27 protein-coding genes are annotated in these 22,963 nt (G+C 67.4%); 25 read left to right on the top strand and 2 right to left on the bottom strand.

From position 1 onward, the window contains the following. Positions 1 to 3 precede the first annotated feature (3 nt). The 10 genes from DID96_RS12965 to DID96_RS12920 all read left to right on the top strand — a co-directional run bounded on the left by DID96_RS12965 (position 4) and on the right by DID96_RS12920 (position 8,247). On the top strand, positions 4 to 501 hold the full coding sequence (locus DID96_RS12965) for an Lrp/AsnC family transcriptional regulator (RefSeq protein WP_124599716.1): 498 nt from the start codon (positions 4 to 6) through the stop codon (positions 499 to 501). A 151-nt stretch (positions 502 to 652) separates the two neighbouring features. Beyond that, the gene (locus tag DID96_RS12960; RefSeq protein WP_124599715.1) at positions 653 to 1,732 is read left to right on the top strand and encodes a homoserine dehydrogenase; all 1,080 of its coding nucleotides are present in this window, start codon (positions 653 to 655) and stop codon (positions 1,730 to 1,732) included. Then, positions 1,729 to 3,159, top strand: coding sequence for an aldehyde dehydrogenase family protein (locus DID96_RS12955; protein WP_124599714.1), 1,431 nt, complete (start codon positions 1,729 to 1,731; stop codon positions 3,157 to 3,159). The genes DID96_RS12960 and DID96_RS12955 overlap by 4 nt, the downstream gene beginning before the upstream one ends. A gap of 77 nt (positions 3,160 to 3,236) precedes the next feature. After that, positions 3,237 to 4,034, top strand: a complete 798-nt coding sequence (locus DID96_RS12950) for an ABC transporter ATP-binding protein (RefSeq protein ID WP_124599713.1) — start codon at positions 3,237 to 3,239, stop codon at positions 4,032 to 4,034. A gap of 31 nt (positions 4,035 to 4,065) precedes the next feature. Beyond that, complete coding sequence (locus DID96_RS12945; RefSeq protein WP_124599712.1) at positions 4,066 to 4,845, top strand: transporter substrate-binding domain-containing protein; 780 nt, start codon at positions 4,066 to 4,068, stop codon at positions 4,843 to 4,845. A gap of 81 nt (positions 4,846 to 4,926) precedes the next feature. After that, the gene (locus tag DID96_RS12940) at positions 4,927 to 5,604 is read left to right on the top strand and encodes an ABC transporter permease (protein WP_124599711.1); all 678 of its coding nucleotides are present in this window, start codon (positions 4,927 to 4,929) and stop codon (positions 5,602 to 5,604) included. 12 nt (positions 5,605 to 5,616) lie between these two features. Next, positions 5,617 to 6,312, top strand: coding sequence for an ABC transporter permease (locus tag DID96_RS12935; protein ID WP_124599710.1), 696 nt, complete (start codon positions 5,617 to 5,619; stop codon positions 6,310 to 6,312). Positions 6,313 to 6,368: 56 nt separating this feature from the next. Then, positions 6,369 to 7,538, top strand: coding sequence for a PLP-dependent aspartate aminotransferase family protein (locus tag DID96_RS12930; protein ID WP_124599709.1), 1,170 nt, complete (start codon positions 6,369 to 6,371; stop codon positions 7,536 to 7,538). A 113-nt stretch (positions 7,539 to 7,651) separates the two neighbouring features. Next, the gene (locus DID96_RS12925; RefSeq protein WP_260463874.1) at positions 7,652 to 7,813 is read left to right on the top strand and encodes a homocysteine S-methyltransferase family protein; all 162 of its coding nucleotides are present in this window, start codon (positions 7,652 to 7,654) and stop codon (positions 7,811 to 7,813) included. Continuing rightward, on the top strand, positions 7,810 to 8,247 hold the full coding sequence (locus DID96_RS12920; protein ID WP_124599708.1) for an Lrp/AsnC family transcriptional regulator: 438 nt from the start codon (positions 7,810 to 7,812) through the stop codon (positions 8,245 to 8,247). Before DID96_RS12925 ends, DID96_RS12920 begins: the two co-directional genes overlap by 4 nt. A gap of 28 nt (positions 8,248 to 8,275) precedes the next feature. Here DID96_RS12920 and DID96_RS12915 read toward each other — a convergent pair whose 3' ends face one another. Then, positions 8,276 to 9,037 carry a GntR family transcriptional regulator gene (locus tag DID96_RS12915; RefSeq protein ID WP_124599707.1) on the bottom strand — a complete coding sequence of 254 codons (762 nt, stop codon included), beginning with the start codon at positions 9,035 to 9,037 and terminating at the stop codon, positions 8,276 to 8,278. 1 nt (position 9,038) lies between these two features. Then, entirely contained in the window at positions 9,039 to 10,730 is a 1,692-nt protein-coding gene (locus DID96_RS12910) for a sigma-54-dependent Fis family transcriptional regulator (RefSeq protein WP_124599706.1), read from the bottom strand. 304 nt (positions 10,731 to 11,034) lie between these two features. Between DID96_RS12910 and DID96_RS12905 the strand changes: the two genes are divergently transcribed. The 15 genes from DID96_RS12905 (at position 11,035) to DID96_RS12835 (ending at position 22,949) form a co-directional block, all read left to right on the top strand. Next, the gene (locus DID96_RS12905; RefSeq protein ID WP_260463873.1) at positions 11,035 to 11,247 is read left to right on the top strand and encodes a phenol hydroxylase subunit; all 213 of its coding nucleotides are present in this window, start codon (positions 11,035 to 11,037) and stop codon (positions 11,245 to 11,247) included. A gap of 16 nt (positions 11,248 to 11,263) precedes the next feature. Further along, on the top strand, positions 11,264 to 12,259 hold the full coding sequence (locus DID96_RS12900; protein WP_124599704.1) for a phenol hydroxylase: 996 nt from the start codon (positions 11,264 to 11,266) through the stop codon (positions 12,257 to 12,259). A gap of 40 nt (positions 12,260 to 12,299) precedes the next feature. After that, complete coding sequence (locus DID96_RS12895; RefSeq protein ID WP_124599703.1) at positions 12,300 to 12,569, top strand: MmoB/DmpM family protein; 270 nt, start codon at positions 12,300 to 12,302, stop codon at positions 12,567 to 12,569. Positions 12,570 to 12,608: 39 nt separating this feature from the next. Next, entirely contained in the window at positions 12,609 to 14,159 is a 1,551-nt protein-coding gene (locus DID96_RS12890) for an aromatic/alkene/methane monooxygenase hydroxylase/oxygenase subunit alpha (protein ID WP_124599702.1), read from the top strand. A 53-nt stretch (positions 14,160 to 14,212) separates the two neighbouring features. Beyond that, positions 14,213 to 14,569, top strand: coding sequence for a phenol hydroxylase subunit P4 (locus tag DID96_RS12885; RefSeq protein WP_124599701.1), 357 nt, complete (start codon positions 14,213 to 14,215; stop codon positions 14,567 to 14,569). Positions 14,570 to 14,635: 66 nt separating this feature from the next. Next, positions 14,636 to 15,700 (top strand): NADH:ubiquinone reductase (Na(+)-transporting) subunit F, encoded by a 1,065-nt coding sequence (locus DID96_RS12880; protein ID WP_124599700.1) that lies wholly within the window; start codon positions 14,636 to 14,638, stop codon positions 15,698 to 15,700. A gap of 1 nt (position 15,701) precedes the next feature. Beyond that, complete coding sequence (locus DID96_RS12875; RefSeq protein ID WP_124599699.1) at positions 15,702 to 16,058, top strand: 2Fe-2S iron-sulfur cluster binding domain-containing protein; 357 nt, start codon at positions 15,702 to 15,704, stop codon at positions 16,056 to 16,058. A gap of 17 nt (positions 16,059 to 16,075) precedes the next feature. After that, positions 16,076 to 17,020 (top strand): catechol 2,3-dioxygenase, encoded by a 945-nt coding sequence (locus tag DID96_RS12870; RefSeq protein ID WP_124599698.1) that lies wholly within the window; start codon positions 16,076 to 16,078, stop codon positions 17,018 to 17,020. Positions 17,021 to 17,041: 21 nt separating this feature from the next. Beyond that, positions 17,042 to 17,500: a heme-binding protein gene (locus DID96_RS12865; protein WP_124599697.1), complete on the top strand. Its 459-nt coding sequence runs from the start codon at positions 17,042 to 17,044 to the stop codon at positions 17,498 to 17,500. An 80-nt stretch (positions 17,501 to 17,580) separates the two neighbouring features. Further along, positions 17,581 to 19,092 carry a 2-hydroxymuconic semialdehyde dehydrogenase gene (locus DID96_RS12860; protein WP_221624582.1) on the top strand — a complete coding sequence of 504 codons (1,512 nt, stop codon included), beginning with the start codon at positions 17,581 to 17,583 and terminating at the stop codon, positions 19,090 to 19,092. A gap of 27 nt (positions 19,093 to 19,119) precedes the next feature. Next, positions 19,120 to 19,902: a 2-oxopent-4-enoate hydratase gene (gene dmpE, locus DID96_RS12855; RefSeq protein ID WP_124599696.1), complete on the top strand. Its 783-nt coding sequence runs from the start codon at positions 19,120 to 19,122 to the stop codon at positions 19,900 to 19,902. A 40-nt stretch (positions 19,903 to 19,942) separates the two neighbouring features. After that, positions 19,943 to 20,866 carry an acetaldehyde dehydrogenase (acetylating) gene (locus DID96_RS12850; protein ID WP_124599695.1) on the top strand — a complete coding sequence of 308 codons (924 nt, stop codon included), beginning with the start codon at positions 19,943 to 19,945 and terminating at the stop codon, positions 20,864 to 20,866. A gap of 45 nt (positions 20,867 to 20,911) precedes the next feature. After that, entirely contained in the window at positions 20,912 to 21,958 is a 1,047-nt protein-coding gene (dmpG, locus tag DID96_RS12845; protein WP_124599694.1) for a 4-hydroxy-2-oxovalerate aldolase, read from the top strand. Further along, positions 21,955 to 22,743 (top strand): 2-oxo-3-hexenedioate decarboxylase, encoded by a 789-nt coding sequence (gene dmpH, locus DID96_RS12840; protein WP_124599693.1) that lies wholly within the window; start codon positions 21,955 to 21,957, stop codon positions 22,741 to 22,743. The genes dmpG and dmpH overlap by 4 nt, the downstream gene beginning before the upstream one ends. A gap of 14 nt (positions 22,744 to 22,757) precedes the next feature. Beyond that, positions 22,758 to 22,949: a 2-hydroxymuconate tautomerase gene (locus DID96_RS12835; protein WP_014900538.1), complete on the top strand. Its 192-nt coding sequence runs from the start codon at positions 22,758 to 22,760 to the stop codon at positions 22,947 to 22,949. Positions 22,950 to 22,963: the final 14 nt, after the last annotated feature.

The raw sequence follows: 22,963 nt of genomic DNA, 5'->3' as shown, positions 1-22,963 counted from the left end.
GCCATGACCGACGCACTCGACGCCTTCGACCGCAAGATCCTGAACATCGTCCAGCGCGACTGCACCGCGACCGCGGACATGATTGCCGAGCGCATCGGCCTGTCGACGTCCGCGGTGCAGAAGCGGCTGAAGCGGATGCGCACCGACAAGGTCATATCGGCGGAAATCGCGGTGGTCGATCGCACGGCGGTCGGCCGCCCGATGATCTTTATCGCCGCGATGGAGATCGAACGCGAAAACTACGAGACGATCGCAAAGTTTCGCGAGTGGGCGAAGTCGCATGACGAGATCCAGCAGATCTACTACGTGACCGGCTCCGTCGACCTGATCGCGATCGTCACCGCTCGGGACGTCGAGGCCTATGACCGGCTGTCCGCGCGGATCATGCAGAGCAATCCGATGATCCGCCGCATCAATACGAACGTCGTGCTCAGTCCGGTCAAGGTCGGGCTGTTCGTGCCGGTCGAGAAGGACGGCGACGACGAGCCTTCTGCCGTCTGACCCGGCCGCGCGGCGCGAGGACGGCCGATCTGGCCGTCCCGCGTGACGAACCGCAAACCGGAGCTGCCGAATTCGGCCGAAACGCATAATTTGGATATCGATTCGCATCACTAACATATTTCCTGCGTTCACCAAACAGGAGATGATCGAGATGGAACTCAAGTTGGCACTGGTCGGCTTCGGCGGAGTCAATCAAGGACTCGTCGAGCTGCTGAAGAAGAAACGCGCGATGCTGTCGGCCGCGGGGCTCGACGTGACCGTCACGATGGTCGCCGACCTGCGGCTCGGGATCGCGACGAATCCCCGTGGCATCGCGCTGGACGTGCTCGACGACACCGCGCGGCGCGGTGTCGATGCGGGCGCGCTGCGCCGCGATCCCGGCACGCTGGTGTCGCCGGACGTCACGCTCGGCGCAGTATTGAAGGCGATCGCGGCGGAGCATGTCGACGTCGTCGTCGAAGCGACCTTCACCGACCCGAATACCGGCGAGCCAGCGCTGTCGCACTGCCGCACTGCACTCGAGTGCGGCAAGCACGTCATTACCACCAACAAGGGGCCGATCGCGCTTGCGCAACCGGCGCTATCGCGGATTGCCGCGCGATCGGGGGCGTGCCTGCGCTACGAAGGCACCGTGATGAGCGGCACGCCGGTGCTGCGCCAGCTCGCGACGACGCTGCGCGGCTGCGAGGTGACCGGCTTCGCCGGCATCCTGAACGGGACGTCGAATTTCGTGCTCGGCCAGGTCGAGGCCGGTGCGGGATTCGATGCGGCGATCAGCGACGCGCAGCAACGCGGCTATGCGGAGGCGAATCCCGCGGCCGACGTCAACGGTTCCGACGTGCAGCTCAAGGTCGTCATTCTCGCGAACGCACTGTGGAACGCGGGCCTGAAGCGCAGCGACGTGACGTGTCGCGGCATCGTCGAGCTGACCGAGGACGATGTGCGCACCGCGGCGGCCGAAGGGATGTCGTGGCGGCTGATCGGATCGGCGGTCCGTCATCCGGACGGCACGGTTACCGCGAGCGTCGAACCGCGCAAGCTGCCGGCCGGCCATCCGTTGCGTGCCGCGAACGGCGTGACGAACGCGATCACATTCGACACCGACGTGCTCGGCGACGTGACGATCAGCGGGCCCGGCGCGGGCCGCGAGGAAACCGCGTTCGCGATCCTGTCGGACCTGATCGAGCTGGGCGATCGCAGCGCCGCCGCCGCACCGGAGGTGACAGCATGACCGCGCGCGATGCAGTGATCGGCGAGCTCGCATCGGCCGGTGTGGCCGAGGTCCGGTCGCCCTACGACGGTGCGGTCGTCGGTGCTGTCCACCTGTCGCCGTTCGACGCGACGCCGGCGATCGTCGAGCGTGCGCTGGCGGGCGCGAGCGTGGCCGCGGCGTTGCCGCGCAACCGGCGGGCCGACATCCTGTCCCGCGCTTCGGCGCTCGTCGAGGCGCGCGCGGAGACGCTCGCGCGCACGATCTCGCTCGAAGCGGGCAAGCCGGTGCGGCAGGCGCGCAAGGAGGTCGCGCGCTGCGTGAACACGTTGCGCCTGTCCGGTGAAGAGGCCAAACGCCTGGTCGGCGAGACGATTCCGTTCGATGCGTATCCGGGGTCCGAGGATCGCAGCGGCTATTACATGCTGGAACCGCTCGGCGTCATTCTCGCGATCACGCCTTTCAACGATCCGCTGAACCTGGTCGCACACAAGCTCGGCCCGGCGCTCGCAACCGGTAATGCGGTGATCCTGAAGCCGTCGCAGCTCGCGCCGCTGTCCGCGCAGGCACTCGTCGAGATCCTGTGGGAGGCAGGCGCGCCGCACGACACGCTGCAGATCGTGCACGGCGGCGCGGAGATCGCGTCCGCACTGGTGCGCGACCGGCGGATCCGGATGGTGACGTTCACCGGCGGCCCGGCGACCGGCGAGGCCATCACGCGCGACGCGGGTCTCAAGAAGATCGCGATGGACCTCGGCGGCAATGCGCCGGTGATCGTGATGGCCGACTGCGACCTGAAGGACGCCGCCGAATCTTGCGTATCGGGCGCGTTCTGGGCCGCAGGACAGAACTGCATCGGCACGCAGCGGATCTTCGTGGCCGAGGCCGCGTACGAGCCGTTCGTCCGCTACTTCGTCGAGCTGACGCGCAAGATGGTGGTTGGCGACCCGCTCGACGATGCGACGGACATGGGGCCGATGATCGGCGAGGAGCAGGCGATTCGGATCGAGCGCTGGGTCGATGAAGCGGTGGCGGGCGGCGCGACGGTGCTGACCGGCCATCGCCGGCGCGGCGCCCTGTATGAGCCGACGGTGCTCGCCGACGTGCCGTGCGACGCCCGCGTGTGGAGCGACGAAGTGTTCGCGCCGGTCGTGACGATCGTGAAATTCACCGACCTGCAGCAGGCGCTCGATGCCGCGAATGCGTCTGAAAGCAGTCTGCATGCGGGCGTGTTCACGAGCCGCCTCGAGGTCGCGCTCGGCGCGGCGGAGCGCCTGCAGGCGGGTGGCGTGATGATCAACGATTCGTCCGACTACCGCTTCGACGGCATGCCGTTCGGCGGATTCAAGTATGGATCGCTGGGCCGCGAAGGCGTGCGGTTTGCGATGACGGAAATGACGCAGCCGAAGGTGGTCTGCTTCAGGCGCAAACGGGGGCTGTCGAGCTGATGCGCTGTGCCGGCGCGTGGGGTGCCGGCGCAGCGCGGACCGGAGCGGTGTGCAACGTATCGAAGAGGGAGTCGGGGATGCCAGCAGCAATTCCTGCATGCAAGCCAGCGGCCGACGTGCTGGTGGTCGAGGATATTCACAAGTCGTTCGGCGGTGTCGAGGTGCTGAAAGGCATCTCGCTGACCGCGAGAAATCACGAGGTCGTATCGATCCTCGGCAGCAGCGGGTCGGGCAAGAGCACGTTCCTCAGGTGCATCAACCTGCTGGAAACGCCCGACCGCGGGCGGATCTGCGTGAACGGCGACACGCTCGCGCTCAAGCCGGCAGGCCGAGACGGCGCGCTCGTCGCCGCCGATCCGCAGCAGGTGATGCGTGTGCGCCGCAAGCTCGCGATGGTGTTCCAGCAGTTCAACCTGTGGGCACACATGACGGTACTGCAGAACGTGATGTTCGTGCCGGTACGCGTGCTCGGCGTGCCGAAACGCGACGCGCGCGACAAGGCGATCGCGATGCTCGAGCGCGTCGGGCTCGCGGGCAAGTGCGAGCACTACCCGAACCAGCTGTCGGGCGGCCAGCAGCAGCGGGTCGCGATCGCGCGTGCGCTCGCCACCGATCCCGACGTGATGCTGTTCGACGAACCCACGTCGGCGCTCGACCCCGAGCTCGTCGGCGAAGTGCTGAAGGTGATGCGCTCGCTCGCGGACGAGGGCCGCACGATGCTCGTCGTCACGCACGAGATGGGCTTTGCGCGCGAGGTCGCGAACCGCGTCGTGTTCGTCCACCAGGGACGGATCGAGGAAGACGGCCGGCCCGACGAAGTGTTTGCAAGCCAGAAATCGCCGCGTTTCCAGAAGTTTCTGTCCAGCATCATCTGATGCGGATCCAATGCCAACCGGAGGGGAAATCATGAAGAAGCTGCTTCAGTCGCTGTGCGTGGGCGCGGCATTGCTTGGATCTGTCGCGCACGCCGAGCAGGTTGTGCGGGTCGGCACGCTCGCCGACTACGCGCCGTTCGAATACAAGGACGCGTCCGGCAAGCTGCAGGGCATGGAGATCGACATCGGCAAGAAGATGTGCGACGCGATGAAGGTCAGGTGTCAGTGGGTGACGATGGACTTCGACGCGCTGATTCCGGCGCTGAAGGCGAAGCAGATCGATGCGGTGCTCGCGCAGATGTCGAAGACGCCGGAGCGCGAGCAATCGGTCGACTTCACGCGCATTTTCACGACGGCGCCGGTTCAGCTCGTCGCGAAGCCGGGTTCGGGCATCACGGACAGCCCGGCCACGTTGCGCGGCAAGACGATCGGCGTGCAGACCGCATCGACGCACGAATCCTATCTGCGCCGCCGCTTGCCGACGAGCAAGTCCGGTGTCGACGTGAAGGTCTACCAGACGCTGGACGAGGCGTGGCTCGATCTCGAGGCCGGCCGTATCGACGCGGTGTTCGCGGACAACACGGTGGCCTATGACTGGCTGACCAAGGCTGGCAGGAAGGAAGGCTTCGACTTCGTCGGCAAGCCGATCGTCGACACGGAGGTCTTCGGCGATGGCACTGCGATCGCCGTGCGCAAGGGCGATGCGCCGCTCAAGGCGCTGTTCGACAAGGGCATCGCGCAGGTGCAGGCCGACGGCACGTTCTCGGCCGCCAACAAGCGCTATTTCCCGTTCAGCATCGCGCCGCAATAAACGCGCATCCCCGCATCCCGACCGCGCGGCCGCCGGACCGCGGCGCGCGCCGGTCCGCGCCTCACAAGGAGCGATACCACGATGGACATGTTGGTGAACTACGGCGCGCAACTCGCGGCGGGCGCGCTCGTCACGCTGGAACTCGCGCTCGCCGCGCTGTGCGTCGGCATGCTGCTCGGCATCGCCGGCGCCTCGGCGAAGCTGTCGAGTGTGCGCTGGCTGAGCGGCGCGGCCTACGCGGTGACCGATTTCCTGCGCGGCATTCCGGAATTCCTGATCCTGCTGATCTGCTACTTCGGGCTGTCGCATCTGCTCAACACGCAATTCGACGGTGCGATCACGGTCAGCCCGTTTTCGGCCGGCGTGATCGCGCTCGCGGTGGTGTTCGGCTCGTATGCGTCGGAGATGTTCCGCGGCGCGTTCGTCGCGGTGCCGGCCGGGCAGGTCGAGGCCGCGCGTGCGTACGGGATGACGCGCCTGCAGACGCTGTGGTTCGTTCGTCTGCCGCAGGCCTGGCGGATCTGCCTGCCGAGCCTGAACAACATGTGGCAGAACCTGCTGAAGGATACGTCGCTCGTTTCCATCGTCGGGCTCGAGGACATGCTGCGCAAGGCCAACATCGCGGCGCAGTTCACCAAGCAGCCGTTCGTCTTCTACGTGGCGGTCGGCGTCGTCTATTTCGGCTTTCTTGTCGTCTCCAATCCCGCGTTTGCGTGGCTCGAACGTGTCGCGGGCCGCGGCTACGCGAAACGCACCTGAAGGAGCCCTGCGATGAATGACCTGCTTTCCCTGATGGCCCAGTCGGGCCCGGACATCGTGCGCGGCGTATGGATCACGCTGCAGCTGCTGGTGCTGTCGTGCGTGCTTGCGTTCGTGCTGGCGGTGCCGCTCGCTGTCGCGCGCACGTCGGAGAGCCGCTGGCTGTCTGCGCCGAGCCGTTTCTTCATGTCGGTGTTTCGCGGCACACCGCTGCTCGTGCAGATCTTCGTGCTGTATTACGGGCTCGCGCAGTTCCCGGTCGTGCGCGCATCGCCGCTCTGGCTGCTGGTCGGCGGCTCGTTCTCGTGCGCATTGTGCGCGCTGACGCTCAACCTCGCGGCCTACATGGCGGAAGACATCCGTGGCGGGATCGCCGGCGTGCCCGCCGGCGAAAAGGAAGCGGCGATCGCATTCGGGATGAGCCGTTTCATGCTGACCTGGTGCGTGATCGTGCCGCGCGCGATCGGCATCGTCGCGCCGACGCTCGGCAACGAGATCGTGCTGCAGCTCAAGTCGACCGCACTGGCGAGCACGATCACCGTGCTCGACCTGACCGGCGTCGCGCGGCGCATCTCGATCGAAACCTATACGACCGACGCACTGATGCTGGCCGGCATCGTGTACGTCGGCATCACGGCCGTGCTGTCGAGCGCGTTGAAACGCGTCGAAGGCCTGCTGAACCGCCATCTGGACAGCGTGCGCGCGTGACGGCGCGGCATTGACCCGACAGATGGACCCGACACATCGAACGATCCGAGGACGACATGGGATACAAGCTTGAAACGCTGGCGCTCGCCGCCGACCGCGACGTGACCGACGAGAAGACGGTCGCGCCCGCGATTCACTATTCGGCCGTGTTCAAGGCCGCCGGCAGCGAGGAATTCGCGGAGATGTCGAGCGTGCCGCAGCATCCGCGCAACTACACGCGCTACGGCAATCCGGTGCACGAGCGCGTGAAGGCGCTGATGGCCGAGCTCGAAGGCACTCAGACGGCGCTCGTCACGGCCTCCGGGATGGGCGCGATCGCGACCGCGATCCTCAGCGTCGTGAGGGCCGGCGATCACGTGATCGGCCAGACGCGCCATTACATGAGCACGACGAAGATGCTTGACGACATGTTGCGCAAGTTCGGCGTGGACGTGACCTTCGTCGACCAGACCGACGCGGCCGCGTTCGGCCGCGCGATCCGTCCGAATACGCGGCTGATCGTGCTCGAGTCGCCGGTGAATCCGCTGCTGCTCGTGACGGACATCGCGGCCGTCGCCGAGATCGCGCGCTCGCGCGGCATCCTGACGCTCGCGGACAACACGTTCGCATCGCCGGTCAACCAGCAGCCGCACCGGCTCGGTGTCGACATCGTCGTGCACAGTGCGACCAAGTACCTCGGCGGCCATCACGACCTCACGGGTGGCGTAATCTGCACGAGCCGCGCGCTCGCCGAGCAGATCTGGCACACGCACATCACGCTTGGCTCGGTGCTGTCGCCGATGGATGCGTGGCTGCTGCTGCGCGGGCTGCGCACGCTGCCGCTGCGCGTCGAGCGGATCAATGCGAACGCGCTCGCGCTCGCCGAATTCCTCGAAGCGCACCCGAAGATCGAACGCGTGTTCTATCCGGGCCTGCGCAGCCATCCGCAGCATGCGCTCGCGTGCCGGCAGATGCACGGTTTCGGCGGCGTGGTCGCGTTCGGCGTGCGCGGCGGCTACGACGACGCGCAGCGCTTCGTCGAGGCGCTGTGCGTGCCGCTGAATGCGGGCAACCTCGGCGGCGTCGATTCGCTTGCGATCCATACCGCGTCGATGTGGGCCGGCACGATGTCCGCGGAGCAAATGCGCGCGGCGGACATCCCGCTCAATTTCATCCGCTATTCGGTCGGCATCGAGCACGTCGACGACCTGAAGGCGGATATCGCGCAGGCGCTCGAGCGGATCTGACGTCGCCCGACGCACGCTTTCATCCGGTGCCGGCCGCCTGCGGGTGTGCAGCGACGGCACGGGGATCGATCTTTGCCGCGGCACGCGCGGCGTGCAACGAAGGAGCACGGATAATGCACCGCATCACGGTACTCGACGGCGGCACGGCCCGCGAACTGACACGGATCGGCGCGCGGTTCGTCGGCGGGTGCTGCGGAATCGGCCGCGACCCGATCGCGGCATTGCGCGACGCGGTCGATGCCCGCCGTGCCCGCCGCGCCGGGGCTGCGCGATGAAGGTCGACGGCCTCGACCAGAAAATCATCGACGCGTTGTGCGCCGATGCGCGAATCCCGCTCGCGGTGCTGGCAGACCGGATCGGCCTGTCGCGGCAGGCAGTCCGCCACCGGATCGACCGGCTCGAAGCGCTGAAGATCATCGCCGGCTACACGGTGCGGCTCGCGCTACCTGACGATACCGTGCCCGTGCGCGCGGTGATGCTTGTCTACCGCAAGGACCGGATGCGCGGCGCGGACGTGCTCGCGGCGCTCGAACGGATCGCCGAGGTGCGCGACTGCGCCGTGCTGAGCGGCGAGGTCGACCTGCTCGTGCAGATCGAGGCCGCATCGCACGAGCGCGTCAGCGAGATCTGGGCAACCATCAGTGCGATGGCCGGCGTGCAGAACATGACGACCAGCTTCGTGCTCGATTCGGTGATTCACAAGCGGTGAGCGCGGCTCGCGGCGCTCGCTCTCCACGTCACGCAAACGGCAGCGTCCCCGGCGGCGCACTCCGCACCACCGCGAGCGTCGCGCTGATGTGATCCTCGAGCGCGAGCGCCGCACGCGCATCGGCGCGGCGCATCGCCGCTTCGAAGATGCATGTGTGTTCCGCATGCACGTCGCGCTTCGAATCGCCGAGGCCGATGCACACGCGCCGGTAGCGCTCGCTTTGCTGCGACAGCATGCGCAGCACAAGATAAGTCCACGGCGACGCGGCCGCCGAAATCAGCGCCTCGTGGAACCGGCGATTGCACGCCTCCCATGCGGCGCGGTGCTCGATCGACACCGGCTGCTCCCACGCGGACAGCATCTCGAAGCTCTGCCGCACGCGCTTTTCCCACGCAGCGTCGCCGCGTCGCACCGATTCGCGCAGCGCATCGACTTCGATATGCAGCCGCAGCCGCGTGATCGCCTCGAGGTCGGCAACCGACATCGGCGTGACGCGAAACCCGCGCTGCCCTTCGGCGACGACCAGCGCATCGCTGACGAGCCGCGTGAGCGCTTCGCGCAGCGTGCCCGCGCCGACGCCGTACACATCCTTCAGGTGCTCGACGCGCAGCTTCGCGCCCGGCGGGTAGTGCCCTTCGATGATGTGCTGCCGCAACTGGTGGTACGCATGCTCGCCGAGCGTGCGCGCGTGCGGTTCGGCCGTGTCGTCGGCAGGCGTGTCGGTGGATGAGGGCGGCGGGTCGTCCGGCTGCGCGACGCGCGGCGGATGAGCGGGCAGGATGGTGTTCATGTCACGCGTCCTCCTGGTCCTGTTTGCGGGTGAGGCGGTAGCTGAGCTGCGCGCGCGTCAGGCCGAGCAGCCGTGCGGCGGCCGACAGGTTGCCGTTCGAGCGGTCGACGGCCTCCTGCAGCAGCGCCCGTTCGAGCCTGTCGAGCCCGCCGCCGCCCCCTTGCAACTGATCGAGGATCGACCGGCAGTCGATCTGCATCGCCGATGCCGCGCGGATCTGCCCGGTGCGATCGACGGTCGCGCCGCCGGGCAGGCCGAGGCCGGGAAACAGGTCCTTCGCGTCGACCGCGCGGTTCGGCCGCGCGAGGATCACCGCGCGTTCGATCAGGTTTTCGAGTTCGCGCACGTTGCCGGGCCAGCGGTAGCCGCGCAGCGCGTCGTACGCATAGTCGGTCAGCGTCGGCACCGGCTTGCCGTGCAGCGACGCGAAGCGTTCGAGCATCGTGTCCGCGAGCAGCGCGATGTCGTCCTGCCGCTCGCGCAACGGCGGGATCAGCACCGGATACACGTTGATCCGGTAATAGAGATCGGCGCGGAAGCTGCCGTCGCGCACGGCCTGTTCGAGGTCGCGGTTGGTCGCGGCGACGACGCGCACGTCGACCTTGCGGCTCCCGGTCGCGCCGAGCCGCTCGACTTCGCCTTCCTGCAGCACGCGCAGCAGCTTCGCCTGCACGTCGAGCGGCAGCTCGCCGATCTCGTCGAGAAACAGCGTGCCGCCGTCCGCGCGCTCGAAGCGTCCCGCACGCGCGGCCTGCGAACCCGTATACGCGCCTTTCTCGGCGCCGAACAGCTCGGATTCGATCAGCGCGTGCGGAATCGCCGCGCAGTTGATCGCGACGAACGGCTTCGCGGCGCGCGGGCTCAGGTTGTGCAGCGCGCGGGCGAAGCGCTCCTTGCCGACACCCGTTTCGCCGGTCAGCAGCACGGCGACCTTGGTCGGCGCGGCCATCTCCAGCAGCGAATAGGCGGCCGTGAACGCGTCGGAGCGGCCGACGAGCTGCGTGCGGTCCGCGTCCGGCGCGATCTCGAGGCGCAGCGATTCGACTTCGGTCTGCAGGTCGCGGATCGTGTTGATCAGCGAGTCGGCCTTGAACCACGACGAGATTTCCTCCGCGTCCGGCCATTCGTCGGCCGGCTTGCCGACGATCGTGCAATGCGCATCGTTCATGCCGACGCAGGTCGTTTCCTTGAACAGCACGGTGCGACCCATGAATGCGCTCGTATAGCCGGTCGCATAGCCGATCAGCATCCAGCACACGGGTTCGGGCTGCGCGCCGAACGTGCGCCGATGCACGTCGGCCTCCCACGAGTGCTCCCAGCGGTATTCGCAGTAGAACGCGCCGGTTGCCGGATCGGCGTCGAAGCGCAGCGGCGTGACCTGCACCGCGCCTTCGAGCATGTGCAGCTGCGGGCCGACATGGAACATGTCGAAGAACGACGCCTTCGCACGGATCTCGCGCGCGAGCGCCGCGTCGCGCTCGCCGGCCGCGAAGCCGACGCGCGTGAAGAAGCGGCGCGTCTGTGCGGCCCCGACGCTTTCCATCAGCTCCTGGCGCAGCGTCGCGAGCGCACCCGCGTGCAGCAGCACCATCCGCTGTCCGGCGAGCCAGATGCGGCCGTCGCTGGCCGAAAAATGAATCAGCCGCCGCAGGTCGGCGTCCGTCGGTAGCGGGGGCAGGCTGGGCCGCGTCATGTCTCCTCCGTCGAGATTTCTCGTGATTTCCACATTTATGTGACCGCCGGTCGAACGCCTTCGAGGGTTTCATCATTTCATCAAATCCGCTCGATCAGCTTGATCAAATGATGAAAGCGCTCGTCAGATCAAGGGTTTGGCGCGTGCATTCGCGGGCGGTCCGGATTCTGGTTAACCGGTATTGTGCGTGGCGAATTCGAATTTTGTGTCAGGGCTTTCCCTGAATTATCGAGATTTTTCGGTGGGCACCACGGACGTGGCACGGTTGCTGCATTGAAGTCCGGGCATGGAGGCGACACCGATCATGGATCACATCACAACCGATCACCCCCCGCTCGACCCGGGCCGCAAGTGTGTGCGGGTCACCGGCACCAACGGCCGCGGATTCGTCGAATTCGAGTTGTCGGTCGGCGGCGCGCCGGACCTGCTCGTCGAGCTGATGTTGCCCCGTGCCGCTTTCGATGCGTTCTGCGCCGAACAGCGCGTGACGCGGCTGGACGACGAAGCGAACCCATGACCTTGAGGAGCAAGAAGTGACCATCGAGCTGAAGACAGTCGACATCAAGCCGCTCCGGCACACCTTCGCGCACGTCGCGCAGCACATCGGCGGCGACAGGACGGCGAGCCGGTATCAGGAAGGGATGATGGGCGCGCAGCCCCAGGCGAATTTCCATTACCGGCCGACCTGGGACCCCGATCACGAGATCTTCGACGCGTCGCGCACCGCGATCCGGATGGCGAGCTGGTATGCGCTGAAGGATCCGCGCCAGTTCTACTACGCGTCGTGGGCGACCACCCGCGCGCGCCAGCAGGACACGATGGAAGCGAATTTCGAGTTCGTCGAGTCGCGCCGGATGATCGGGCTGATGCCCGACGACGTCGCGCGGCATGCGCTCGACGTGCTGGTGCCGCTGCGCCACGCCGCGTGGGGCGGCAACATGAACAACGCGCAGATCTGCGCGCTCGGCTACGGCACCGCGTTCACTGCGCCCGCGATGTTCCATGCGATGGACAACCTCGGGGTCGCGCAATACCTGACGCGCGTTGCGCTCGCGATGGCCGAGCCCGACATGCTCGACACGGCCAAGGCCGCGTGGCTTGCCGACGACGCGTGGCAGCCGCTGCGCCGCTATGTCGAGGACACGCTCGTCGTCGACGATCCGGTCGAGCTGTTCGTCGCGCAGAACCTCGCGCTCGACGGCCTGCTGTATCCGCTCGTGTACGACCGCTTCGTCGACGAACGGATCGCGCTCGCGGGCGGCTCCGCGGTCGCGATGCTGACCGCGTTCATGCCCGAATGGCACGCGGAATCGGGCCGCTGGATCGACGCGGTCGTGAAGACGATGGCCGCCGAATCCGACGACAACCGCGCGCTGCTCGCACGCTGGACGCGCGACTGGTCCGGGCGGGCGAACGACGCACTCGAGCCGGTGGCCGAACGCGCGCTGCAGGATGCCGGGCGCGCGGCGCTCGACGAAGTGCGCGAGCAGTTCGATGCGCGCGTCGCGAAGCTCGGCATCGCGTGCTGAGCTGACGCCGGACATCCATCCGTCACCGAAGGAAACACGCATGTCTAACGTATTCATCGCCTTCCAGGCAAATGAGGAGTCCAGATCGATCGTCGACGCGATCGTCGCGGACAACCCGCGCGCAGTCGTTGTCGAGTCGCCCGGGATGGTGAAGATCGACGCGCCGGACCGGCTGACGATCCGCCGCGAAACGATCGAGGAACTGACCGGCGCGCGCTTCGACCTGCAGCAGCTGCAGGTGAACCTGATCACGCTGTCCGGCCACATCGACGAGGACGACGACCAGTTCACGCTGAGCTGGTCGCACTGAACGCCGCGCATCGCACAACCGAGAACACCGGAGACACGAATGGACACGCCAACGCTCAAGAAAAAACTCGGCCTGAAGGACCGCTACGCGGCAATGACGCGCGGCCTCGGCTGGGAGACGACCTATCAGCCGATGGACAAGGTCTTCCCGTACGACCGCTACGAGGGGATCAGGATCCACGATTGGGACAAGTGGGTCGACCCGTTCCGCCTGACGATGGACGCGTACTGGAAATACCAGGGCGAGAAGGAAAAGAAGCTGTACGCGGTGATCGACGCGTTCACGCAGAACAACGCGTTCCTCGGCGTGACCGACGCGCGCTACATCAACGCGCTGAAGCTGTTCATCCAGGGCGTGACGCCGCTCGAATACCTCGCGCACCGTGGTTTCGCGCACGTCGGCCGGCATTTCACCGGCGAGGGCGCGCGCGTCGCGTGCCAGATGCAGTCGATCGACGAGCTGCGGCACTACCAGACCGAAACGCACGCGATGTCGACGTACAACAAGTTCTTCAACGGCTTCCATCACTCGAACCACTGGTTCGATCGCGTCTGGTACCTGTCGGTGCCGAAGTCGTTCTTCGAGGATGCGTATTCGTCGGGGCCGTTCGAGTTCCTGACCGCGGTGAGCTTCTCGTTCGAATACGTGCTGACGAACCTGCTGTTCGTGCCGTTCATGTCGGGCGCCGCGTACAACGGCGACATGTCGACCGTTACGTTCGGCTTCTCCGCGCAGTCGGACGAATCGCGCCATATGACACTCGGCATCGAGTGCATCAAGTTCATGCTCGAGCAGGACCCCGGCAACGTGCCGATCGTGCAGCGCTGGATCGACAAGTGGTTCTGGCGCGGCTACCGGCTGCTGACGCTCGTCGCGATGATGATGGACTACATGCAGCCGAAGCGCGTGATGAGCTGGCGCGAGTCGTGGGAGATGTACGCGGAGCAGAACGGCGGCGCGCTGTTCAGGGATCTCGCGCGCTACGGGATCCGCGAGCCGAAGGGCTGGCAGGACGCGTGCGAGGGCAAGGACCACATCAGCCACCAGGCGTGGTCGACGTTCTACGGCTTCAACGCGGCGTCGGCATTCCACACCTGGGTGCCGACCGGCGACGAGATGGCGTGGCTGGCCGCGAAGTATCCGGATTCGTTCGACCGCTACTACCGGCCGCGCTTCGAGCACTGGGGCGAACAGGCGCAGGCCGGCAACCGCTTCTACATGAAGACGCTGCCGATGCTGTGCCAGACCTGCCAGATCCCGATGCTGTTCACCGAGCCTGGCAACCCGACGAAGATCGGCGCGCGCGAATCGAGCTATCTCGGCAACAAGTTCCACTTCTGCAGCGACCACTGCAAGGAGATCTTCGATCACGAGCCGCAGAAGTACGTGCAGGCGTGGCTGCCCGTGCACCAGATCTACCAGGGCAACTGCTTCCGGCCGGACGCGGATCCGACCGCCGAAGGCTTCGATCCGCTCGCCGCGGTGCTCAACTACTACGAAGTGGGCATGGGCCGCGACAACCTCGATTTCGAAGGCTCGGAAGACCAGAAGAACTTCGCGGCCTGGCGCGGCCAGGCGACGAGCAACTGATACGTAACCTTGCATGGGACCAGTGCGCGAACGCTGGTCGACAGGAGACAAACATGGCCGTCATTGCACTCAAACCCTACGACTTCCCGGTGAAGGACGCGGTCGGGAAGTTTCCGGCGCCGCTGCTGTACGTGTGCTGGGAAGACCACCTGATGTTTCCCGCGCCGTTCTGCCTGCCGCTGCCGCCCGACCTGCCGTTCGGCGCGCTCGCGAACGACGTGCTGCCGCCCATATACGGCTACCACCCGGACTTCGCGAAGATCGACTGGAGCCGCGTCGAGTGGTTCCGGTCCGGCGAGCCGTGGGCGCCCGATGCATCGAAGAGCCTGGCCGGCAACGGCCTCGGGCACAAGGACCTGATCAGTTTCCGCACGCCGGGCCTCGACGGCCTCGGCGGCGCGAGCTTCTGAGCGTCACCTGCACGAACGCAGGCCGCATTTCGGCGGTCGGCATTCCGGAACGACGAGCACATCATCATGAGCCACCAACTTACCATTGAGCCGCTGGGCGTCACGATCGAGGTCGAGGAAGGGCAGACGATGCTCGACGCGGCGCTGCGCCAGGGCATCTACATCCCGCACGCGTGCTGCCACGGCCTGTGCGGCACCTGCAAGGTCGCGGTGCTCGACGGCGAGACCGACGTCGGCGACGCGAACCCGTTCGCGCTGATGGACTTCGAGCGCGAGGAGGGCAAGGCGCTCGCGTGCTGCGCGACGCTGCAGGCCGACACCGTGATCGAGGCGGACGTCGACGAGGATCCGGACGCGGAGATCATCCCGGTCAAGGATTTCGCGGCCGATGTGACGCATATCGAAACGCTCACGCCGACCATCAAGGCGATCCGGCTGAAGCTGTCGCAGCCGATCCGCTTCCAGGCCGGCCAGTACGTGCAGCTCGAGATCCCCGGGCTCGGGCAGAGCCGCGCGTTCTCGATCGCGAACGCGCCGGCCGACGTCGCGGCCACCGGCGAGATCGAGCTCAACGTGCGCCAGGTGCCGGGCGGGCTCGGCACCGGCTACCTGCACGAGCAGCTCGCGACGGGCGACCGCGTGCGCCTGTCGGGCCCGTACGGCCGCTTCTTCGTGCGCCGCTCGGCCGGGTTGCCGATGCTCTTCATGGCCGGCGGCTCGGGCCTGTCGAGCCCGCGCTCGATGATCGTCGACCTGCTCGACAGTGGTGCGACCGCGCCGATCACGCTCGTCTACGGCCAGCGCAACGCGAGCGAGCTCTACTACCACGACGAATTCCGTGCGCTCGCCGAACGCCATCCGAACTTCACGTACGTGCCGGCGCTGTCCGACGGCGCGGCGCAGGCGGGCGACGGCATCGCGCAAGGGTTCGTGCACGACGTCGCGAAAGCGCATTTCGGCGGCGACTTCTCGGGCCAGCAGGCGTACCTGTGCGGGCCGCCCGCGATGATCGACGCGTGCATCACCGCGCTGATGCAGGGGCGCCTGTTCGAGCGCGACATCTACCACGAGAAGTTCATCTCGGCCGCGGATGCACAGCAGGCGCGCAGCCCGCTGTTTCGGCGGGTGTGAGATGGACGCGCGCGGCGTGAAGGCGACCGTGACGATCGTGCAGACCGACGAGCGTTATCCGTGCGCGGCCGGTGAATCGCTGCTCGCCGGGATGGCAAAGCTCGGCCGGCGCGGCATCCCGGTCGGCTGCCTGAACGGCGGCTGCGGCGTCTGCAAGGTGCGCGTGCTTCACGGCACGGTGCGCAAGCTCGGGCCGATCAGCCGCGCGCACGTGAGCGCGGACGAGGAGGGCGAAGGCTACGCGCTCGCGTGCCGCGTCGCGCCGGACGGCGACGTCGCACTCGAAGTGGCCGGCCGCCTGAAGAAGCCGTTCCTGTGCGGCGCGGCCCATCCGGCAACGCCGGTTTTCAACAAGTGATCTGGAGGAGACTCACCATGGGTGTGATGCGTATTGGGCATGTCAATCTGAAGGTGATGGACATGGACGCCGCGCTGCGGCATTACATGCGCGTGCTCGGGATGCAGGAAACGATGCGCGATGCGGCCGGCAACGTCTACCTGAAGTGCTGGGACGAATGGGACAAGTATTCGCTGATCCTCAGCCCGTCCGACCAGGCGGGGCTCAAGCACGCCGCGTACAAGGTCGAGCACGACGCGGACCTCGACACGCTGCAGCAGCGCATCGAGGCGTACGGCATCGCGACCGAGATGCTGCCGGAAGGCGCGCTGCCGGCGGTCGGCCGCCAGTTGCGCTTCCTGCTGCCGAGCGGGCATGAGCTGCGGCTGTACGCACAGAAGGAGCTGGTCGGCACCGCCGTCGGCTCGCTGAACCCCGATCCGTGGCCAGACGACATCCCGGGCTCGGCCGTGCACTGGCTCGACCATTGCCTGCTGATGTGCGAGCTGAACCCCGAGACGGGCGTGAACCGTGTCGAGGACAACACGCGCTTCATGGCCGCGTGCCTCGACTTCCATCTGGCCGAGCAGGTAATGGTCGGCCCCGGCAACACGATCCAGGCCGCGACATGGATGTTCCGCAGCACGACGCCGCATGACATCGCGTTCGTCGGCGGCCCGCGCAACGGGCTCCATCACATTGCGTTCTTCCTCGACGACTGGGCCGACGTGCTGAAGTCGGCCGACGTGATGGCGAAGAACAAGGTGAAGATCGACGTTGCGCCGACCCGGCACGGGATCACGCGCGGCACGACCATCTACTTCTTCGATCCGAGCGGCAACCGCAACGAGACCTTCGCGGGGCTCGGCTATCTCGCGCAGCCCGATCGTCCGGTCACGACGTGGACCGAGGACGAACTCGGGCGCGGGATCTTCTTCCACTCCGGCGAGCTGAACGAAGCGTTCACGACCGTCTACACCTGAAACGCACAGGAGCACAGCGTCATGGCCTGCAACCCAACCACGCCGGGCGTCGACACGCGCGTGATCGACTGGCCCGCGGCATCGCGCGCCGCGCACGCGGCGGCCGAGGCCGCCGAACGCATCGGTGTGCGCGTCAACGTCGCGGTCGTCGATGCGGCCGGCCTGCTCGCCGCATTCGTGCGGATGCCCGGCGCGCCGCTGCATTCGATCGACATCGCGATCGACAAGGCGTACACGGCGGCGAGCTTCGGCCTGCCGACCGGCCGCTGGCACGACGCGCTCGCCGAGCACTCGGCCGCCGTGCGGCAGGGGCTCGTGTTGCGCCCGCGCTTCGTCGCGTTCGGCGGCGGTTTGCCGATCGTCGACGACGGCCGGCGGATCGGCGGGATCGGCGTGTCGGGCGGCAGCGAAGCGCAGGACGAAAGCTGCGCGCAAGCGGGCCTCGCTGCCGTCGGCCTTGGCGGCCTCGCCGGCCCGTGACGTGCCAGGTGCGGCGAAAACGCGAGCCCGCTTCACGACTGAACAGGATCACTGAATATCCACTATCGGCAGACATCATCATGTACGACACAGAAACGAGTGCCGCGGACCGCGGCCCCGCCGGCGGGCAGCCGGACGTGCGGCTCGTCCGCAACTTCATCGACGGCGAGTACCGTGCCGGCGAACGCTGGTTCGACAAGCGCTCGCCGCTCGACAACACGCTGATCGCCCGTGTCGCCGAGGCGGGGCGCGCGGGCGTCGACGCGGCCGTGCGCGCGGCGCGCGCCGCGCTGTCGGGCCCGTGGGGCGGCCTGACGGTCGCGCAGCGCGTCGAGATCCTGTATGCGGTTGCCGACGGCATCGAGCGCCGCTTCGACGATTTCCTCGAAGCGGAAGTGGCCGACACCGGCAAGCCGGCGAGCCTCGCGCGCCATCTCGACATCCCGCGCGGCGCCGCGAACTTCAAGGTGTTCGCGGACGTCGTGAAGAACGTGCCCGGCGAAACCTTCGAGATGGCGACGCCCGACGGCGCCGGCGCGCTCAACTACGCGATCCGCCGGCCGGTCGGCGTGGTCGGCGTGATCTGTCCGTGGAACCTGCCGCTGCTGCTGATGACGTGGAAGGTCGGGCCCGCGCTCGCGTGCGGCAACACGGTGGTCGTGAAGCCGTCGGAAGAAACGCCGCAAACGGCCGCGCTGCTCGGCGACGTGATGAACGCGGCCGGCGTGCCGCGCGGCGTGTACAACGTCGTGCACGGCTTCGGCCCCGACTCGGCCGGCGAATTCCTGACGACCCACCCGGGCGTGAACGCGATCACGTTCACGGGCGAGACGCGCACCGGCGCCGCGATCATGAAGGCCGCCGCCGACGGCGCGCGCCCTGTCAGCCTCGAGATGGGCGGCAAGAACGCGGCGATCGTGTTCGCCGACTGCGACTTCGACGCGGCCGTCGAAGGCACGCTGCGCTCGTGCTTCGCGAACGCGGGGCAGGTGTGTCTCGGCACCGAGCGTGTGTACGTCGAGCGCCCGCTGTTCGAGCGCTTCGTCGTCGCGCTGAAGGCCGGCGCGGAGCGGCTGCAGCCGGGCCGGCCGGAAGCCGCCACGACCGGCATCGGGCCGCTGATCAGCCAGGCGCACCGCAACAAGGTGCTGTCGTACTACCGCCAGGCGGCCGAGCTCGGCGCGACCGTCGTCACCGGCGGCGGCGTGCCCGACATGCCGGACGACCTGCGCGACGGCGCATGGGTGCAGCCGACGATCTGGACGGGCCTCGGCGACGATACGCCGATCGCCCGCGACGAGATTTTCGGGCCGTGCACGCTCGTGATGCCGTTCGATTCCGAAGCCGAGGTCATCGGCCGCGCGAATGCGAACGCGTACGGGCTGTCGACCGCGATCTGGACCAGCAACCTGTCGCGTGCGCATCGCGTGGCCGCATCGATCGACGTCGGCATCGCGTGGGTGAACACGTGGTTCCTGCGCGACCTGCGCACCGCGTTCGGCGGCGCGAAGCAATCGGGCATCGGCCGCGAAGGCGGCGTGCATTCGCTCGAGTTCTACACGGAACTCCGCAACGTCTGCATCAAGCTCTGACCCCACGTTACCGACCGGATGACAACGATGGATTCCACATTGATTACCACGCTCGGCGACCGGCTGTACGACGCGATGACGTCGCGCACGCCGATCGCGCCGCTGACGTCGCAGCACGAGGACTTGTCGGTTGACGACGCTTACCGGATCCAGCAGCGCTTCGTCGCGCGCCGCCTGGACGCCGGGGAAACCGTGATCGGCAAGAAGATCGGCGTCACGTCGAAGGCCGTGATGGACATGCTCGGCGTGTACCAGCCGGACTTCGGCTACTTGCTGTCGGGGATGGTGTACGGCGACGGCGAATGCATTGCGCTCGACACGCTGATCCAGCCGAAGGCGGAAGGCGAGATCGCGTTCGTGCTGAAGCGCGACCTGCTCGGGCCCGGCGTGACGAACGCGATGGTGCTCGCCGCGACCGAATGCGTGATGCCGTGCTTCGAAATCGTCGATTCGCGGATCCGCGACTGGAAGATCCGGATCGGCGACACCGTCGCGGACAACGCGTCGTGCGGCGTGTTCGTGCTCGGCGACAAGGCGGTGAGCACGCGCAGCGTCGATCTCGCGACCTGCGGGATGGTGCTCGAGAAGAACGGCGACGTGATCGGCACGGGCGCCGGCGCGGCCGCGCTCGGCTCGCCGGTCAACGCCGTTGCATGGCTCGCCAACACGCTCGGCCGGCTCGGCATCCCGCTGAAGGCCGGCGAGGTGATCCTGTCCGGCGCGCTGGCCGCGATGGCGAGCGTCGGGCGCGGCGACAACTTCCGCGTGTCGATCGGCGGGATCGGCGCGTGTTCGGTGCGGTTCGCGTGAGCGGCGCCGTTCTCATTCACTGGCAAACAAGGACATCCCCATGACCCGGAAAATCCGTTGCGCGCTGATCGGCCCCGGCAACATCGGCACCGACCTGCTCGCGAAGCTGATGCGCAGCCCCGTGCTCGAACCCGTCTGGATGGTCGGCATCGATCCTGAATCCGACGGCCTGAAGCGGGCTCGCGAACTCGGCCTGAAGACGACCGCGGACGGCGTCGACGGCCTCGTGCCGCACGTGCAGGCCGATGGCGTGCAGATCGCGTTCGACGCGACGAGCGCATACGTGCACGCGGAGAACAGCCGCAAGCTCAACGCGCTCGGCGTGCTGATGATCGACCTGACGCCTGCCGCGATCGGCCCGTACTGCGTGCCGCCCGTCAACCTTCAAGACCACATCGGCCGCGGCGAGATGAACGTGAACATGGTCACGTGCGGCGGCCAGGCGACGATCCCGATGGTGCGCGCGATCTCGCGCGTGCAGCCGGTCGCGTATGGCGAGATCGTCGCGACCGTGTCGTCGCGTTCGGTCGGCCCCGGCACGCGCAAGAACATCGACGAGTTCACGCGCACCACGGCCGCGGCCGTCGCGCAGGTCGGCGGTGCGAAGGAAGGCAAGGCGATCATCGTGATCAACCCGGCCGAGCCGCCGCTGATCATGCGCGACACCGTGCACTGCCTGACCGAAGGCGAGCCCGACGAGGCGCGCATCGTCGAATCGGTGCACGCGATGATCGCCGACGTGCAGCGCTACGTGCCCGGCTACCGGCTCGTCAACGGCCCCGTGTTCGACGGCCGGCGCGTGTCGGTCTATCTCGAGGTCGAAGGGCTCGGCGACTACCTGCCGAAATACGCGGGCAACCTCGACATCATGACGGCCGCCGCCGCGCGCACCGCCGAGATGTTCGCCGAGGAACTGCTGGCCGGCCGCCTCGCGCTGGCGCCGCTCGCGCACGCGGCGGCCTGACGCGCGCGCACGCCTATCCCACGATCGGACGAACAAGGAACCGCAATGAATCTCAAAGGCAAGCGAATCACCGTCCACGACATGACGCTGCGTGACGGCATGCACCCGAAGCGTCACCAGATGACGCTCGACCAGATGCGCTCAATCGCGAGCGGGCTCGACGCGGCCGGCGTGCCGCTGATCGAGGTCACGCACGGCGACGGCCTCGGCGGCTCGTCGGTCAACTACGGCTTTCCGGCGCACAGCGACGCCGACTACCTCGGCGCGGTGATCCCGCTGCTGAAGCGCGCGAAGGTGTCGGCGCTGCTGCTGCCGGGCATCGGCACCGTCGATCACCTGAAGGAGGCGCACGCACTCGGCGTGCACACGATCCGCGTCGCGACGCACTGCACCGAGGCCGACGTGTCGGAGCAGCACATCGCGATGGCGCGCAAGCTCGACATGGATACCGTCGGCTTCCTGATGATGAGCCACATGAACAGCCCGGAAGGGCTCGTGAAGCAGGCGACGCTGATGGAGTCGTATGGCGCGAACTGCATCTACATCACCGATTCGGCCGGCTACATGCTGCCCGGCGACGTGACCGCACGGCTTCGCGCGGTGCGCGACGCGCTGCGGCCCGACACCGAACTGGGCTTCCACGGCCACCACAACCTGGCAATGGGCGTCGCGAACTCGATCGCGGCGATCGAGGCCGGCGCGAACCGGATCGACGGCGCGGCGGCGGGCCTCGGCGCCGGCGCGGGCAACACGCCGCTCGAGGTGTTCGTCGCGGTGTGCGAGCGGATGGGAATCGAAACCGGCATCGACGTGTGGAAGATCCAGGACGTCGCCGAGGATCTCGTCGTGCCGATGATGGATTTCCCGATCCGCATCGACCGCGACGCGCTGACGCTCGGCTACGCGGGCGTGTACGGCTCGTTCCTGCTGTTCGCGAAGCGCGCGGGCGACAAGTACGGCGTGCCGGCGCGCGACATCCTCGTCGAGCTCGGCCGGCGCGGGATGGTGGGCGGACAGGAAGACATGATCGAAGACACCGCGCTCACGCTCGCGAAGGCGCGCGCGGCACAAGTGAAGCAGGAGGCCGCATGAATCTCGCGACCGACATCGTCGACGCGCTGGCGACCCGCCTCGACGACTGTGCGCGCGACGCGCGCGACACGCCGAAGATCACCGACACGCATCCGGAAATGGACTGGGACGACGCGTATGCGGTCCAGGACGCGATCCGCCGCAAGCAGATCACGCGCGGCGCGCGGATCGTCGGCTACAAGGCCGGCCTGACGTCGCACGCGAAGATGCGCCAGATGGGTGTCGATACCCCCGTGTTCGGCTTCCTGACCGATATCTACGCGCTGCAGGAAGGCGGCGAATGCGACACGGCCGCGCTGATCCATCCGAAGGTCGAGCCGGAAATCGCGTTCGTCACAAAAGCCGAGCTGAAGGGCCCCGGCTGCCATATCGGCGCGGTGCTCGCCGCGACGGATTTCGTCATGGCCGGCATCGAGGTGATCGACAGCCGCTACCGCGATTTCAAATTCGATCTGAAGAGCGTGGTGGCCGACAACACATCGGCCGCGCGCTTCGTCGTCGGCGGGCGGCCGCTCGCGGTCGACGGTGTCGACCTGCGCACGCTCGGCGTCGTGCTCGAGAAGAACGGGCAGCCGGTCGCGTTCGGCGCGGGCGCGGCCGTGCTCGGCCATCCGGCCGCCGCGATCGCGATGCTCGCGAACCATCTCGGCGCGCGCGGCGAAGCGATTCCCGCAGGCAGCGTGATCCTGTCGGGCGGCATCACCGAGGCGGTGGCTGTAGCGGCCGGCGACAGCGTGACGCTGCGCGTGCAGGACATCGGGTCGGTCGGCCTGCGTTTCATCTGACGAGGAGGACTATCGTGCCGGTTGCTCATCTTTACATCCTGGAAGGCCGAGACGACGACAAGAAGGAACGCCTGATCGCCGAGGTCACCGAAGCCATCCATCGCTCGCTCGACGCGCCCGTCGAATCGGTACGCGTGATCATCACCGAGATGCCGAAGGCGCACTTCGGGATCGGCGGGCAGAGTGCAAAAAAGCGCGGGCGCTGACGCGTTCGGCGCAT

It is taken from the genome of Burkholderia sp. Bp8963 (assembly GCF_003854275.1).
In the GTDB taxonomy this organism is placed as follows: domain Bacteria; phylum Pseudomonadota; class Gammaproteobacteria; order Burkholderiales; family Burkholderiaceae; genus Burkholderia.
This window is presented reverse-complemented; position numbering and strand designations above follow the sequence as displayed.

Excerpts from the sequence above, each read along its gene's own strand:
- DID96_RS12920 (WP_124599708.1), top strand. The coding sequence starts at position 7,810 with ATGAAGGTCGACGGCCTCGACCAGAAAATCATCGACGCGTTGTGCGCC.
- DID96_RS12950 (WP_124599713.1), top strand. The coding sequence starts at position 3,237 with ATGCCAGCAGCAATTCCTGCATGCAAGCCAGCGGCCGACGTGCTGGTG.
- DID96_RS12880 (WP_124599700.1), top strand. The coding sequence starts at position 14,636 with ATGAGCCACCAACTTACCATTGAGCCGCTGGGCGTCACGATCGAGGTC.
- DID96_RS12930 (WP_124599709.1), top strand. The coding sequence starts at position 6,369 with ATGGGATACAAGCTTGAAACGCTGGCGCTCGCCGCCGACCGCGACGTG.
- DID96_RS12965 (WP_124599716.1), top strand. The coding sequence starts at position 4 with ATGACCGACGCACTCGACGCCTTCGACCGCAAGATCCTGAACATCGTC.
- DID96_RS12915 (WP_124599707.1), bottom strand. The coding sequence starts at position 9,037 with ATGAACACCATCCTGCCCGCTCATCCGCCGCGCGTCGCGCAGCCGGAC.
- DID96_RS12870 (WP_124599698.1), top strand. The coding sequence starts at position 16,076 with ATGGGTGTGATGCGTATTGGGCATGTCAATCTGAAGGTGATGGACATG.
- DID96_RS12925 (WP_260463874.1), top strand. The coding sequence starts at position 7,652 with ATGCACCGCATCACGGTACTCGACGGCGGCACGGCCCGCGAACTGACA.
- DID96_RS12905 (WP_260463873.1), top strand. The coding sequence starts at position 11,035 with ATGGATCACATCACAACCGATCACCCCCCGCTCGACCCGGGCCGCAAG.
- DID96_RS12895 (WP_124599703.1), top strand. The coding sequence starts at position 12,300 with ATGTCTAACGTATTCATCGCCTTCCAGGCAAATGAGGAGTCCAGATCG.
- DID96_RS12865 (WP_124599697.1), top strand. The coding sequence starts at position 17,042 with ATGGCCTGCAACCCAACCACGCCGGGCGTCGACACGCGCGTGATCGAC.
- DID96_RS12885 (WP_124599701.1), top strand. The coding sequence starts at position 14,213 with ATGGCCGTCATTGCACTCAAACCCTACGACTTCCCGGTGAAGGACGCG.
- DID96_RS12910 (WP_124599706.1), bottom strand. The coding sequence starts at position 10,730 with ATGACGCGGCCCAGCCTGCCCCCGCTACCGACGGACGCCGACCTGCGG.
- dmpE (WP_124599696.1), top strand. The coding sequence starts at position 19,120 with ATGGATTCCACATTGATTACCACGCTCGGCGACCGGCTGTACGACGCG.
- DID96_RS12875 (WP_124599699.1), top strand. The coding sequence starts at position 15,702 with ATGGACGCGCGCGGCGTGAAGGCGACCGTGACGATCGTGCAGACCGAC.
- DID96_RS12935 (WP_124599710.1), top strand. The coding sequence starts at position 5,617 with ATGAATGACCTGCTTTCCCTGATGGCCCAGTCGGGCCCGGACATCGTG.
- DID96_RS12890 (WP_124599702.1), top strand. The coding sequence starts at position 12,609 with ATGGACACGCCAACGCTCAAGAAAAAACTCGGCCTGAAGGACCGCTAC.
- DID96_RS12860 (WP_221624582.1), top strand. The coding sequence starts at position 17,581 with ATGTACGACACAGAAACGAGTGCCGCGGACCGCGGCCCCGCCGGCGGG.
- dmpH (WP_124599693.1), top strand. The coding sequence starts at position 21,955 with ATGAATCTCGCGACCGACATCGTCGACGCGCTGGCGACCCGCCTCGAC.
- DID96_RS12850 (WP_124599695.1), top strand. The coding sequence starts at position 19,943 with ATGACCCGGAAAATCCGTTGCGCGCTGATCGGCCCCGGCAACATCGGC.
- DID96_RS12940 (WP_124599711.1), top strand. The coding sequence starts at position 4,927 with ATGGACATGTTGGTGAACTACGGCGCGCAACTCGCGGCGGGCGCGCTC.
- DID96_RS12960 (WP_124599715.1), top strand. The coding sequence starts at position 653 with ATGGAACTCAAGTTGGCACTGGTCGGCTTCGGCGGAGTCAATCAAGGA.
- dmpG (WP_124599694.1), top strand. The coding sequence starts at position 20,912 with ATGAATCTCAAAGGCAAGCGAATCACCGTCCACGACATGACGCTGCGT.
- DID96_RS12945 (WP_124599712.1), top strand. The coding sequence starts at position 4,066 with ATGAAGAAGCTGCTTCAGTCGCTGTGCGTGGGCGCGGCATTGCTTGGA.
- DID96_RS12955 (WP_124599714.1), top strand. The coding sequence starts at position 1,729 with ATGACCGCGCGCGATGCAGTGATCGGCGAGCTCGCATCGGCCGGTGTG.